Raw genomic sequence first — 13,995 nt, forward strand, 5'->3', positions numbered from 1 at the left:
GAATTCAATCTAGACTAATCACTATGTTCTGAATCGACGAGAACTCACTTCCGTCTTTCGCCCTAAAGCAAAAAACAGGGTGTTCTCATATCAAAACGTGACCGTCATCTTGTCTTCTAAATCCGGAAATTCCTTCCCAGATCACGCAAGACCGCCGTCCACGTTTCTCTTTCTTCCATCTTCAATTGTCAAAAATCAGACGCCAACTAAGCCGTCAAAAAACCATTCCGCCTAACCAATAAGACCAGGCAATCAATCAGCATTCCAGCCAATTTCAATGATTTCTTTAGAACGAAGAACTTCGTCGCCAGCAGCGCCGCCGCCCTCTCGTTCGGTGAGGCGGCTTATAGAACCGCTTTTTTGGCCAGTCAACAGGGTTTTGTCAAAAAACTGTCGTTTTCTGTAAGGCGCTGAAAAACAACAGAAAAAACTAATCCATTCTATCGTCGGCCTCTTACACGCCACGATAGCCGGTTTTCCCTGCGGGCGAGCCGGACGATTGCCGGCCAGGAAATGCAATCCTGGATTTCAAGCCCGTCTGAAGACGTCCATTTCGACGAAACAGAACACGGAGAACAGCGCCGCGAAGCAGGGTGGAATGAAAGAAAGAGGGATCGCCGCACAATGCGAACTCGAACATTGGCGGCGACGTCCTTAGAAAGCGCCATCGGTGTTGTCCGATGGCGGACTATGAGCGCTCGCCCCTCGGAAGGGCCAGTGCCGGCCGATATTCCCGATCGGTCGGCCTATATATGGAGAAGGGGCTTCCGGGGCCCCTCTCCCGGCTCGCTTCCTAGCCGTTGGTAATCATGATGAGGATGACGAACATCGCCGGAACGGCCGCCAGTGCCGGGATGATGATTGCCGGATAACCGAAGGCAAGGATCGCCAGCAACCAGAGAAGCAGCAGGTTGACGATGAACAGGACCTTCGCCGTTGTGGGGCCGTAGATCGCCTCCTTCAGCATCCAGCCGAAAACCGGCACATGATAGATCATCTTCGCAATCATCGAATTTTCCTTTCCCGGCAACGCCCGCAGGCTTGATTTTTATCATTTCAGTAGTGGCCCGCGTCGCTGGCGGCAATGCGTCAAATTGCCATTTGCCAAGCCTGAGGCCCATGGCGACACAACCAGATGCGTTCGATGATCGCCATCGCGCATCCGACCATTTGATAGGCGCCCTCCGCGTGACGCTTCTGGACATGCTCCGCGGGATTACCCTATGAATGTGGAGATGATGGTTCCACCCGATCCGACAGTAAGGGTGGACGAAGAGGGAATGCGGTGAGGACTACCCATCAGGGGCCGAAACCGCGGCTGCCCCCGCAACTGTGAGCGGAGAGCGACGTCCTGAAGGCCATTGGTCGCAAGACCGATAAGGCGGACCGAGCCTTGACCCGCGAGCCAGGAGACCTGCCATCATTTTCGCCGAAACAACGGCACTTCACTCCAGCCGCGCGGTGGGCGCGGGAGAAAGGAAACGAATATGCATATTGAACCCGGCGTCGTCGACGGCGCAAAGATTGTCTTGAGCTATGCCACAGCGGCCGCGTCATTCGGCCTTGTTGCCAAGATGGCGCGTGACACCATCCTCCGCGATGCTGGCTTTGGCGCCCTGGCCGGTCGAAGCCTGATCGCCACCGCCCTGGTCTTCAGCTTTTTTGAGATTTTGCCTCACTATCCCGTCGGCGTTTCCGAGGTGCACCTGATCCTCGGCTCGACGCTCTATCTGATGTTCGGCGCAGGCGCCGCATCGATCGGACTGGCTTTAGGCCTCCTGATCCAGGGCTTTTTCTTCGCCCCCTTCGATCTCCCGCAATACGGCATGAACGTCACGACACTGATTGTTCCGCTATGGGCCTTGAGTGAGTTGGCCAAGCGGGTGGTGCCGTCGCGCAAGGCCTATGTCGATGTCACCTATCTGCAGGCCTTGTCGCTATCGACAGCCTACCAGGCCGGCATCGTTACATGGGTCGCCTTCTGGGCCTTCTATGGTCAGGGGCTCAGTGCGGAAAACCTGCAGAATGTCGCTGCGTTCGGCGGCGCCTACATGACGGTCATCATCCTCGAGCCTCTGGCCGACCTCGCGGTTCTGGCGATCGCCAAGTCCCTCGCGCCCCTGACGAAGACTACGTTCTTTTACAACCGTCTGCACCACGCCGCTGTGTGAGGTTTCACCGATGACTGTTGAAGCGCATGGCCCTGCCATGCGCTTTTTCTTTGAAAATTCCGACGCCGTGCGCTAGGCGGCAGATATCGGCCCCGCTTGAGCCCGTGCCGCAACCGAGTGACCAATCGCGAAAAGGGGAAAGCCTTGCGCATTCTTTCGGAAGCCCATTTTCCTGAACTTCCAAACTACTATCGCGGCAAGGTGCGCGAGAACTATGACCTCCCGGACGGACGGCGCATCATTATCTCCACCGACCGGTTGAGCGCCTTCGATCGCATCCTGACCTGCATTCCCTATAAGGGGCAGGTGCTGACCCAGACGGCGCGATACTGGTTCGAGCAGACGAAGGACATCTGCCCCAACCATGTCCTCGATTACCCCGATCCGAATGTCGTGATCGGCAAGCGCCTGGACATTCTGCCGGTGGAAATCGTCGTACGCGGTTATCTGGCCGGCACCACCGGCACCTCCATCCTGACGCTCTACAAGAAGGGCCAGCGGACCATGTATGGCGTGACCCTGCCGGATGGGATGCGCGACAATCAGGTTCTGCCGCACCCGATCATAACGCCGACGAGCAAGGCGTTCGACGGCGGCCATGACGAGCCGCTGACGCCAGAGCAGATCGTCTCCGAGGGACTGCTGACCCGTCAGCAGTGGGATGAAGTATCAGGCTATGCCCTTGCCCTTTTTGCCCGCGGTCAGAAGCTTGCAGCGGAACGCGGTCTCATCCTGGTCGATACGAAATATGAATTCGGCACGGATGCCGAAGGCAACATCCTGCTTGCCGACGAAATCCACACGCCCGACAGCAGCCGCTACTGGATCGCGGCCAGCTATCCGGCAAGCTTCGAGAGCGGCAAAAGGCCGGAGAGCTTCGACAAGGATTTCATCCGTGCCTGGGTCGCCGAACGTTGCGATCCCTATAAGGATGACATTCCGGCGATCCCGCAGGAACTGGTCGAACAGACATCAAAGGTCTACATAAAGGCTTATGAAGCGATCACCGGCCAGGATTTCATTCCGGACGATCATGGTGAAACACCGCGTGACCGCGTCAAGGAAAATCTGGCGGCCTATTTTCCGCGGAAGTGAGAACGCGTGTCCGAAGCATACAAGGCACACCAAAAGATGACAGGTTCGGCGCCGCCGGCGGCCAAGGAGCGGCAACCCCGCCGCATGCGTCGGCCGGCCGGCCAGACCCGAGAGGATATCCTCAACACGGCGGAGGAGCTTTTCCGCACCCGCGGTTACGCCAATGCGGCAATCGTCGACATCGCGCATGCGCTCGGCATGTCGCCGGCAAACGTCTTCAAGCATTTCCACTCCAAGGCCAGCCTGGTCGACGCAATCGCCGCACGCCATATGGAGACGAAATACAAGGGTCTCGCATCTCTCGACGACAATCACCCGGCATGCGAGAGACTATTGGCGCTGGCGCGCCATCTGATGGCCAGCCATCGGCGCGACCTCGAGGAAAACCCCTATATTTTCGAAATGATCCTGCTGACCGCGAAGGACGATCTGCGATGCGGCCACCGCTATCGCGACATCGTGCGCGCGGCCCTTGAAACGATTATTGTCGATGGCTGCCGGAAGGGCGAATTTGCGCCGCAGGATAGCGCTCGGGCCGCCGAAGCGGCATTCTACGCCCTCGCCTGCGTGCTTCATCCCATCATGATCGCCAACGAGAAGCCCGACATATTGGCAACACGTTGCGAAGAAGTTGTCCGCCTGATCAATGCTGCACTGCAAACCGCACTTGATAAGTGACGAACTTTAACATACGTCACTTCGCATGCCGTCTCCCGGCGGCGAGTCCCGTGACTATTTCGTCACACACGGCGCCAACAATAAAAATTAACGAGAGTTAATTTCACCGTTGCGCAGAGGTGCTATAGCGATGCGTCATGGACCGTCTCAATTTCGACCTGGAAAAGACCATGAAACGACGCATTCAGCTGACCTCGGCAATCATGTTGCTCACCGCCGTCATCGCCGGTTGCAGTGATTCCGGCACATCGGGGCAGAATGCAGCCGGAGCGGAAGGCGCCCAGCGCCCGCCTTCGCCCGTCAGCGTCGTCGTCATGAAGAAGGCCGAGCATCCGCTGACCAGCCTGCTGCCGGGTCGCGCCGACGCATTCCAGACGGCGGATATCCGCCCGCGCGTCAGCGGCGTCATCAAGCAGATCGCCTTCAAGGAAGGCAGCGAGGTCAAGCAGGGCGATCTTCTCTATAAGATCGAAGACGATACCTATCGCGCGGAAGTGGCCCAGGCGCAGGCAAGCCTTGCCAAGGCCGAGGCAAGTGTCCCGACCGCTCAGTCCAACCTCGCCCGCTACGAACGGCTGGTCAACAGCGGCGCCACCCAGATCGAATATGAAAACGCCAAGGTGACCCTGCTGCAGGCCCAGGCGGATGTCGCCCAGGCAAAGGCTGCCCTGAATGCCGCCGAGATCAATCTGGCCCTCACCGATGTCAAGGCGCCCTTCGAAGGCGTGACCAGCGCATCGGCATTCTCGATCGGTAACGTGGTCACGGCCAACCAGTCCGACAAGCTCGCGACATTGCGCCGCCTCGACCCGATCTATATCGAGCTGACGGAATCGAGCGCCAATCTTCTGCGTCTGCGCGAAGCCATCTCCGCCGGTCGGGTCAACCAGCCCGGCGGCCAGATCGCCGATATCCGCCTGACCATGGAGGACGGCACCCAGTATCCGATTATCGGCAAGCTCGACATGTCGGAAATGGCGGTCAGCGAGACGACCGGAACCTTCTCGATCCGCGCCGTTTTCGACAACCCGGATAACCTCATCCTGCCCGGCATGTACGTGCGTGCAAGCGTCACCGTCGGCAAGGAAAACGGATACCTCATTCCCCAGCGTGCAGCGACCCGCAACGCCCGCGGCGAGCTCACCGCCAAATTCGTCAACGCCCAGAATGTCGTTGAGACGCGCGTATTCGAGCAGAGCAGCGTTTCCGGCAACAACTGGCTGGTGGCCGATGGCATCGCCGACGGCGACAAGCTGATCGTCGATGGTTTCCAGTGGATCGGCGACGGCGCAACCGTCGCGCCGGTGGAAGCGACAGTAGATGAAAACGGCTTCGTTGTCGAAGCACCCAAGGCGCCGGAAGCAGCCCCGGCTGCAAAGCCGTGATCGCGCGGCTTTTCGGGCAGCAACCAGGCGCGAAGGGATAACCAATGGCCAAGTTCTTCATACATCGACCGATCTTCGCCTGGGTGATCGCCATCGTGATCATGCTGGGCGGCGCTCTGGCGATCTCGACCCTGTCGATTTCACAGTATCCGGAAATCGCGCCGACGACCGTTCGCATCTCTGCGACGTATAACGGTGCGAGCGCCGAGACGGTCGAAAAATCGGTCACCACCATCATCGAGGACGGTATGACCGGCCTCGACGACCTCACCTATATGACCTCGTCCTCCAGTACCGGACGGGCGACCGTGACGCTGACCTTCGGCAACAGCATCGAGCCGGACATCGCCCAGGTGCAGGTGCAGAACAAGCTGCAGCTGGTGCAGTCGCAGCTCCCTGACGTCGTGCAGACCGCCGGCATCGAGGTGACACGCTCGACGTCGAGCATCCTTCTTGTCGGCGCGCTCGTCTCCACCGACGCAAAGCGCAGCCCCGTCGAACTCGGCGACATCTTCTCCACCCAGATCGAAGACCAGATCAAGCGTCTCGAAGGTGTCGGCAGCATTCAGGTCTTCGGTACGGGCTACGCCATGCGCGTCTGGCTCGATCCCTTCAAGCTGAACAAGTTCCAGCTGACGCCAAACGACGTCACCACCGCCATCGAGGCCCAGAATACGCAGGTATCCGTCGGCTCGATCGGTGCGCAGCCGGTTGCGCCCGGACAGCAGCTGAACGTAACGGTAACCGCACAGAGCCAGCTCCAGACCGTTTCCGACTTCGAATCGATCATTCTGAAGGTCGAGACCGACGGCGCAACCGTCCGCCTGAGCGACGTCGCCCGCATCGAGATCGGCCAGGAAAGCTATTCGACCAACACCCGTTCGAACCGCAATCCTGCAACCGGCTTCGCCGTCAACCTTGCCACCGGCGCCAACGCGCTCGATACGGCGGCCCGCGTCAAGACGGCGCTGGCCGCGGTCGCCCCGTCGCTGCCGGAAAACGTGGTCATCACCTATCCGTATGACACGACGCCCTTCGTACAGCTCTCCATCGAGAAGGTGGTGCATACGCTGATCGAAGCGATCGTGCTCGTCTTCTTCGTGTTGCTCATCTTCCTGCAGAACCTGCGCGCGACTTTCATTCCGATGATCGCCGTTCCGGTCGTTCTTCTGGGCACGTTCGGAATCCTGGCGCTGACAGGCTATTCGATCAATACGCTCACCATGTTCGCCATGGTGCTGGCGATCGGCCTGCTCGTCGACGACGCCATCGTGGTCGTCGAAAACGTCGAGCGCATTATGTCCGAGGAGCACCTGTCGCCGCTGGAGGCGACGGAAAAATCCATGGGCGAGATCACGGGCGCCATCATCGGTATCGCGCTCGTGCTCACTGCCGTGTTCATTCCGATGGCCTTCTTCGGCGGGTCCACCGGCATTATCTATCGCCAGTTTTCCGTGACCATTGTCTCGGCGATGCTGTTGTCCGCCGTTGTCGCCGTGGTCCTGACGCCGGCGCTCTGCGCCACCATGCTGAAGCCGATGGACCACACCAAGGAAAAGCGCGGCCCGGCAGCCTGGTTCAACAGAAACTTCGACCGCACCACCAACGGCTACGTCTCGACGATCGGTTACCTTTTGAAGCGTCCGCTGCGTGTCATGGTGATGTTCGCGATCGTCATCGGCGGCTGCGCATGGATTTTCGCGCGCCTGCCGAGTTCCTTCCTCCCGCAGGAAGATCAGGGCGTTCTCATGACGATCGTGCAGCTTCCGAACGGCGCGACGCAGGCCCGCACCGAGGAAGTCATCAAGAAAATCGAGAACTATTATCTCGACAAGGAAAAGGATGCGGTCAAGGACGTCTTCGCCGTCGCCGGCTTCAGCTTCGTCGGCCAGGGCCAGAACTACGCCATGGTTTTCGCCAAGCTGAAGGACTTCGACGAACGCAAGGCACCCGATCTGGCCGCATCCGCCATCGTCCGGCGCGCCATGGGCTACTTCTTCACCATTCGGGACGCCCAGGTATTCCCGCTGCAGCCTCCGGCCATTCCGGGCCTCGGCAATTCCAGCGGCTTCTCGATGTATATCGTGGATAGCGGCAACACGGGAACGGACGCACTGACGGAAGCCTCCAAGAAGCTTATCGGCCTCGGAACCACCAATGCGAAGATCAGTTCTCTGCGTTCCAACAGTCCCGACGCCGAAAGCCAGCTCAAGATCCTGCTCGACCAGGAAAAGATGGGCGCCATGGGTCTCGACCTTGCGACCGTCAATTCGATGCTGTCGACGATCTTTGCCGGCCGGGACGTCAACGATTTCACGCTCAACAGCGAACTGAAGCCTGTCTACGTTCAGGGCGACGCGCCCTATCGCATGCAGCCCGACGACCTGACGCACTGGTATGCGCGCAATACGGACGGCGAGATGGTCCCCTTCTCCGCCTTCAGCCAGGTCGAATGGGTTGGCGGCGCGCCGACGCTTGCACGCTTCAACGGCACGAGCGCCATCTCGCTGGAAGGTTCGGGCGGAGCAGGTGTCAGCTCCGGCGACGCAATGGATGAGATGGAGCGGCTGACGACCAGCCTGGGAGGCGGTTATACGGTCGCCTGGCAGGGCATTTCCTATCAGGAACGCCTGTCCGGCTCGCAGGCGCCTGCCCTTTATGCGCTGTCGGTTCTGATCGTGTTCCTCTGCCTTGCAGCACTCTATGAAAGCTGGTCCATCCCGTTCTCGGTTATCATGGCCGTGCCGGTCGGTGTTCTCGGCGCTCTCGCCGCGGCCTATTATTTTGGCCAGGCAAATGACGTCTACTTCAAGGTCGGCCTGCTGACGACGATCGGTCTCGCCGCGAAAAACGCGATCCTTATCGTGGAATTCGCCAAGGATCGCATGGTGGGCGGCACCAGCCTGATCGACGCGACGCTCGAGGCAGCCCGCCTGCGTCTGCGCCCGATTATCATGACCTCGCTGGCCTTCATTCTCGGCGTGGTGCCTCTTGCCATCGCCACTGGCGCGGGTTCTGCTGCCCAGAACTCGATCGGCATTGGCGTCCTTGGCGGCATGCTGGCCGCAACGGGCCTCGGCATCTTCTTCGTGCCGTCGTTCTTCGTGGTCGTCCGGAAACTCACAACCCGTGCAAAACCGAAAGAAACACTGTCATGACGATATGGTTATCGTTACGTTAAACAGATATTTACCATAATTGATTCCTCATTGAACGATAGGCGCGGCAACCGACGAAAATGACGACGCGCCTGCCGCGCGACGCAACCGAGCAAACACTAGGATAGTATGATGGTATCCATTCGCGTAGCCGCCCCCCTTGCACTGCTTCTGCTGTCGGGTTGCGTCACCGGTCCGGATCACAAGGCCCCGGAAATGCCCCTGCCGGCAAAATTCGGCGAAGGTGGCTCCAAGAGCACCGGCGATGTGGCCATGGCCCCCTGGTGGACGGCCTTCAACGACAAACGGCTCAATGCCTATGTCGAAGAAGGTCTGAACCAGAATCTTGACATTCTTCAGGCAATGGAACGCATCACCTCCGCGGAAGCGAATGTGACGGTGGCCGGCGCCGGCGCTCTGCCCAGCCTGGACGCCAGCGCCGACGAAACCGTGAGCGGCGCCGATGGCAGCTTCAGCTCCCAGGACACGCGCTCGACCACCAGCGGCGGCCTCAGCGTATCCTGGCTGCTCGATCTCTTCGGCCAGTACAAGCGCGCGAAGGAAGGAGCCAAGGCTTCGCTCGACAGCGCCTATGCAAGCGCCGACGTCGCCAGGCTCTCCTACCTGTCGGATCTGACGACCTCCTACATCAACGCCCGCTACTATCAGGAGCGCATCGCCATCGCCAAGAAGAACCTGGCATCGCGGCGCGAAACCCTGGAACTCACCAAGCTGCAGCTCGAAGCCGGCGCGGCCTCGCGTCTCGACGTGGTGCAGTCGGAAGGTCTGGTCAACTCCACGCTGGCCGACCTGCCCGGTCTGGAAACCAATTTCCGCCAGTCGGCCCATCACATCGCGACGCTGCTCGGCAAACCCGCTTCTGCACTCGTTTCCGAACTGCAGAAGGGTGCCCCACAGCCGGTCGCGAGGCGCAGCGTCAATGCCGGCGTCCCGGCCGACCTGATCCGCAACCGCCCGGACATCCGCAAGGCAGAGCGTGACCTCGCCGCAGCCGTCGCCGAAATCGGCGTCGCCGAGGCCCAGCTTTATCCGACGATCACTTTGGGCGGCTCTATCACCCCGTCCTACATCTCGACCAAGCCGCTGAAGGGTTCCTTCACCTCCTGGTCCTTCGGTCCGAGCCTGTCTCTGCCGATCCTGGATGGCGGCCGCCTGAAGGCCAATGTCGACATCGCCGAATCCTCGGCTCGTGAGTCCTACCTCGCCTGGAAGTCCACCGTGCTGAATGCCGTAGAGGAAGTCGAAAACGCGCTGGCCGCCGTGAACCGCGACAGCCAGACGGTTTCGGCCCTGGCCGCAACGGTTCGCTCCTACGAGGAAGCCCTGCAGCTTTCGACCGCAAGCTATCGTGATGGCGCTTCGTCGCTGCTCGACGTGCTCGATGCCCAGCGTTCGGTATCGAGCGCGCAAGCCAGCCTCGCACAGGCGGTCCAGCAGATGGCAGCGGACTACGTTACGCTCAATGTCGCCATTGGTGGCGGCTATGCCTTCGAGACCAAGAAGGCAGCGACCAACTGAGGATAGCGGCCTCCTGACAATTCAAAACCCGGCGGTCCCGTCAGTTCCGCCGGGTTTTTCGTTTCTCGGGACAATAAAGGCTTGCTCGAGGCCAGGGCCGGCCAGAACTCGGTGTTTCTCAGAAGGTTGCGGGCGTATTGATCCAGATGAGCACCGTCTCGCCGTCCGACGTGTTGTGCCAGGAATGCGGCCTGCGGCTTTCGAAATAGAAGCTGTCGCCGGCGTTGAGTTCGAAGAACCGGTCGCCGTCCAGGATAATCTCGAGACGGCCGGAAAGCACATAGATAAACTCCTCACCCTCGTGCTGGTAGGCTCCCTCGCTTGAAGCGCCCGGAGCGAGCTGGAACCGGTTGCATTCCATCTGGTTGCGCCCTTCGGCCAAGACTTGGATCGTCACCCCGGACGATGTCGTCGGCCATCGCGGCCACCGGCCATCCCGGATGAGAGATTCGCCGCCCTCCCGCTGTTCCTGGCCGCTGAGATTTGCAATCGTCGTCCCGAGCAGGCTCGCCACCGCGTGCAAGGCGGTGAACGACAGGCCGTGCGAGGTTCGCTCGAACGTGGAAAGCTGCGAGACGGACACTCCCGTAGCCTGCGCGACCGCTTCCAGCGTCTTTCCGGCATCACGCCGCAGCCGCCGTACTTTCTGGCCGACAGCGATTTCCGCGGTCTCCGCTCCCTCGTCCTCCACAACCTCGGCCGGGTCGCTTTCGGCTGTCGGGGCAGGCCCATCGCGAAGGTTCTCGCGGATGGCCGCGGGATTGAGCCCCTTCTCGCTCCGGAGCCAGGCGATGGTCTTCAGCCGTTCGACAACCGCGAGATCGTAGAGCCGCTGGCCCGAAGGCGTGCGGATCGGCTGGATCAGTTCCTGGGTTTCCCAAAGCCTGAGCGTCGAGGGGGAAACGCCCGCCATCCTGGCGGCTTCGGCAATCTTGAAACGGATGTCATCCATGGAGACCGGCCCTGTCAGCGCATTGTCATTGCCATGCGTGATAAATGCGACAAACCATATTGCAAGTCTACAGAAAAAATGTAGGAAATATGCAAACCTCGCCATCGCTAGGAATCCGACGTCGAAGGTCAACCGCTTACCAAAGGGAATCCGAGAATGAAAAACTCCGAAATCGCAGCTCGCAAGGACGCGGCCATTTCCCGTGGCGTCGGCATGACGACGCAGATCTATGCTGCCAAGGCAGAGAATGCGGAGATCTGGGACGTCGAAGGCAATCGCTACATCGACTTCGCTGGCGGCATCGCCGTTCTCAACACCGGCCATCGCCATCCCAAGGTCATCGAGGCGGTGAAAAAGCAGCTCGACGCCTTCACCCACACCTGCCATCAGGTCATGCCCTATGAGAACTATGTCGCGCTGGCCGAACGCCTGAACAAGCTCGTTCCGGTTTCCGGACCCAAGAAGACGATCTTCACCACCACGGGTGCCGAAGCCGTCGAAAACGCCGTCAAGATCGCCCGCGCCGCCACCGGCCGCAATGCCGTCATCGCCTTCACCGGCGCCTTTCACGGACGCACCTTCATGGGCATGACCCTGACCGGCAAGGTCGTTCCCTACAAGGTCGGTTTTGGCCAGATGATGGGCGACGTCTTCCACGTTCCCTTCCCGATCGAGATGCATGGCATCAGCGTCGAGGAGTCGCTCGACGTTCTAGATAAGCTGTTCAAAGCCGATGTCGACCCCAAGCGGGTGGCAGCGATCATCCTGGAACCGATCCAGGGCGAAGGCGGTTTCTATGAAGTGCCGCGCGCGCTGATGAAGGCCGTCCGCCAGATCTGCGACGAACACGGCATGCTGTTGATCGCCGATGAAGTGCAGACCGGTTTCGCCCGTACCGGCAAGCTCTTCGCCATGGAACACCATGATGTGTCGCCGGACCTCGTAACGATGGCAAAGAGCCTTGCCGGCGGCTTCCCGCTTTCGGCCGTCACCGGTCGCGCCGAACTGATGGACGTTCCCGGCCCCGGCGGCCTCGGCGGCACCTACGCCGGAAACCCCCTGGCGATCGCTGCCGCCCATGCCGTTCTCGACGTCATCGAGGAAGAAAAGCTGTGCGACCGCGCCAACCAGCTCGGCAGCCGCCTAAAGCAGCGCCTCCAGGCGCTGCGCGCAGACATTCCGCAGATCTCCGACATCCGTGGACCGGGCTTCATGGTTGCCGTCGAATTCGGCCAGCCGGGCTCCGTCAAGCCGGATGCGGATTTCACCAACGCCGTTCGCCTGAAGGCGCTGGAAAAGGGTCTGGTTCTGCTCACCTGCGGCGTCTATGGTAACGTCATCCGCTTCCTGTCGCCGATCACCATCCAGGACGACGTCTTCAACGAAGCCCTCGATATCATCGAAACCTCCCTCCGCGAATGCGCAGCAAAGGCCAAGGCATGACCATATCCACCCTTCTCACCTCGAAGCTGAAGGACGCGTCGCTCGCCACCGACAAGACGCTCGTCGGCACCGAATGGGTGTCGGCAAGCGAGAGCGGCAAGACCTTCGAAGTGACCAATCCCTCGACAGGCGATGTGATCGCCACCTTGCCGGATCTCGGCAAGGTGGAAGTCGCCCGCGCCATCGACGCCGCCTATGTCGCGCAGAAGGCATGGGCGAAGAAGACGGGCAAGGAACGTGCTGCGGTCCTTCGCAAGCTCTTCGATCTGATGGTCGCCAATGCCGATGACCTTGCCACCATCCTGACCATGGAAATGGGCAAGCCGTGGCCGGAAGCCCGCGGAGAAATCCTCTACGGCGCATCCTATGTCGAATGGTTCGGCGAAGAAGCCAAGCGCGTCTATGGCGACACGATCCCGGGCCACCAGGCCGACAAGCGGATCATCGTCATCAAGCAGCCGGTCGGCGTCGTCGGTGCGATCACGCCGTGGAACTTCCCGAACGCCATGCTCGCCCGCAAGATGGCGCCGGCGATTGCGGTCGGTTGCGCCATGGTCTCGAAGCCGGCTGCCCAGACGCCGCTTTCTGCTCTCGCCATGGCCATCCTTGCCGAGCGCGCAGGCGTGCCGGCCGGCGTGTTCTCCGTACTGACGTCGACGGACGCAGCCATGGTCGGCCAGGAGCTTTGCGCAAACGACAAGGTGCGCAAGCTCACCTTCACCGGCTCGACCAATGTCGGCAAGATCCTGATGCGCCAGGGTGCGGACCAGATCCTCAAGCTCGGCTTGGAACTCGGCGGCAACGCCCCGTTCATCGTCTTCGACGACGCCGATCTCGATGCCGCTGTCGAAGGCGCGATGATCTCCAAGTACCGCAATGCCGGCCAGACCTGCGTCTGCGCCAACCGCCTCTACGTTCAGGCCAACGTCTACGACGCCTTTGCGAAGAAGCTTGCGGAACGCGTCGGCAAGATGAAGGTCGGCGACGGCTTTGCCGAAGGCGTCACCACCGGCCCGCTGATCGACAAGAACGCCCTGAAGAAGGTCGAGGAACACGTCGCCGACGCCGTTTCCAAGGGCGCCAAGGTCGAACTCGGCGGCAAACCGGCTCCCCAAGGCGGCCTGTTCTTCGAACCGACCATCCTGACCGGCGTGACGCCCGACATGCGCGTCTCCACCGAAGAGACCTTCGGTCCCGTCGCCCCGCTCTTCAAGTTCGAAACCGAAGAAGAAGTCATCGAGATGGCCAACAACACCGAATTCGGCCTCGCCTCCTACTTCTACTCGAAGGATGTGGCGAAGATCTTCCGTGTGGCGGAAGCGCTGGAATACGGCATGGTCGGCATCAATACCGGCCTGATCTCCACCGAAACGGCACCCTTCGGCGGCATCAAGCAGTCCGGCCTCGGTCGCGAAGGCTCCAAATACGGGATCGATGACTATACCGAGATCAAGTACATGTGCCTCGGCGGCATCGAATAAGCTGCAGTACCTATCCTGAAACGAAGATCCCCGGCTTTGACCGGGGATCTTTGTATTCCCCATAACAAAAGCCCGGCACCATCGGCACCGGGC

11 protein-coding genes and 1 riboswitch are annotated in these 13,995 nt (G+C 60.5%); of the genes, 8 read left to right on the plus strand and 3 right to left on the minus strand.

Translation table 11 applies throughout. The annotated features are described in order from the left end of the window. Positions 1 to 252: 252 nt before the first annotated feature. Positions 253 to 519, minus strand: coding sequence for a hypothetical protein (locus tag ACLBKR_RS15590; protein WP_162708270.1), 267 nt, complete (start codon positions 517 to 519; stop codon positions 253 to 255). A 274-nt stretch (positions 520 to 793) separates the two neighbouring features. Further along, on the minus strand, positions 794 to 1,009 hold the full coding sequence (locus ACLBKR_RS15595; RefSeq protein ID WP_112829563.1) for a hypothetical protein: 216 nt from the start codon (positions 1,007 to 1,009) through the stop codon (positions 794 to 796). Positions 1,010 to 1,222: 213 nt separating this feature from the next. Next, a riboswitch (cobalamin riboswitch) is annotated at positions 1,223 to 1,437 on the plus strand. Positions 1,438 to 1,487: 50 nt separating this feature from the next. Here ACLBKR_RS15595 and ACLBKR_RS15600 point away from each other — a divergent pair. The 6 genes from ACLBKR_RS15600 (at position 1,488) to ACLBKR_RS15625 (ending at position 10,026) form a co-directional block, all read left to right on the plus strand. Beyond that, on the plus strand, positions 1,488 to 2,171 hold the full coding sequence (locus tag ACLBKR_RS15600; protein ID WP_414899589.1) for an energy-coupling factor ABC transporter permease: 684 nt from the start codon (positions 1,488 to 1,490) through the stop codon (positions 2,169 to 2,171). A gap of 144 nt (positions 2,172 to 2,315) precedes the next feature. Next, complete coding sequence (locus ACLBKR_RS15605) at positions 2,316 to 3,266, plus strand: phosphoribosylaminoimidazolesuccinocarboxamide synthase (protein WP_112829561.1); 951 nt, start codon at positions 2,316 to 2,318, stop codon at positions 3,264 to 3,266. A gap of 36 nt (positions 3,267 to 3,302) precedes the next feature. Beyond that, complete coding sequence (locus tag ACLBKR_RS15610) at positions 3,303 to 3,944, plus strand: TetR/AcrR family transcriptional regulator (protein WP_112829587.1); 642 nt, start codon at positions 3,303 to 3,305, stop codon at positions 3,942 to 3,944. A 170-nt stretch (positions 3,945 to 4,114) separates the two neighbouring features. Next, entirely contained in the window at positions 4,115 to 5,329 is a 1,215-nt protein-coding gene (locus ACLBKR_RS15615) for an efflux RND transporter periplasmic adaptor subunit (protein WP_112829586.1), read from the plus strand. 44 nt (positions 5,330 to 5,373) lie between these two features. Further along, entirely contained in the window at positions 5,374 to 8,487 is a 3,114-nt protein-coding gene (locus ACLBKR_RS15620; RefSeq protein WP_112829560.1) for an efflux RND transporter permease subunit, read from the plus strand. Positions 8,488 to 8,619: 132 nt separating this feature from the next. Continuing rightward, positions 8,620 to 10,026 carry an efflux transporter outer membrane subunit gene (locus tag ACLBKR_RS15625; protein ID WP_113442971.1) on the plus strand — a complete coding sequence of 469 codons (1,407 nt, stop codon included), beginning with the start codon at positions 8,620 to 8,622 and terminating at the stop codon, positions 10,024 to 10,026. 118 nt (positions 10,027 to 10,144) lie between these two features. Here the strand turns inward: ACLBKR_RS15625 and ACLBKR_RS15630 are convergent, their stop codons facing one another. After that, complete coding sequence (locus tag ACLBKR_RS15630; protein WP_113448687.1) at positions 10,145 to 10,978, minus strand: cupin domain-containing protein; 834 nt, start codon at positions 10,976 to 10,978, stop codon at positions 10,145 to 10,147. A gap of 156 nt (positions 10,979 to 11,134) precedes the next feature. Between ACLBKR_RS15630 and ACLBKR_RS15635 the strand changes: the two genes are divergently transcribed. Together ACLBKR_RS15635 and ACLBKR_RS15640 are read left to right on the plus strand one after the other, a co-directional pair. Further along, positions 11,135 to 12,421, plus strand: coding sequence for a 4-aminobutyrate--2-oxoglutarate transaminase (locus tag ACLBKR_RS15635; protein WP_112829557.1), 1,287 nt, complete (start codon positions 11,135 to 11,137; stop codon positions 12,419 to 12,421). Beyond that, positions 12,418 to 13,902, plus strand: coding sequence for an NAD-dependent succinate-semialdehyde dehydrogenase (locus ACLBKR_RS15640; RefSeq protein WP_112829585.1), 1,485 nt, complete (start codon positions 12,418 to 12,420; stop codon positions 13,900 to 13,902). The genes ACLBKR_RS15635 and ACLBKR_RS15640 overlap by 4 nt, the downstream gene beginning before the upstream one ends. The last annotated feature ends 93 nt before the right edge of the window (positions 13,903 to 13,995 follow it).

The organism is Paenirhizobium cremeum, from assembly GCF_047553425.1.
In the GTDB taxonomy this organism is placed as follows: Bacteria; Pseudomonadota; Alphaproteobacteria; order Rhizobiales; family Rhizobiaceae; genus Allorhizobium; species Allorhizobium cremeum.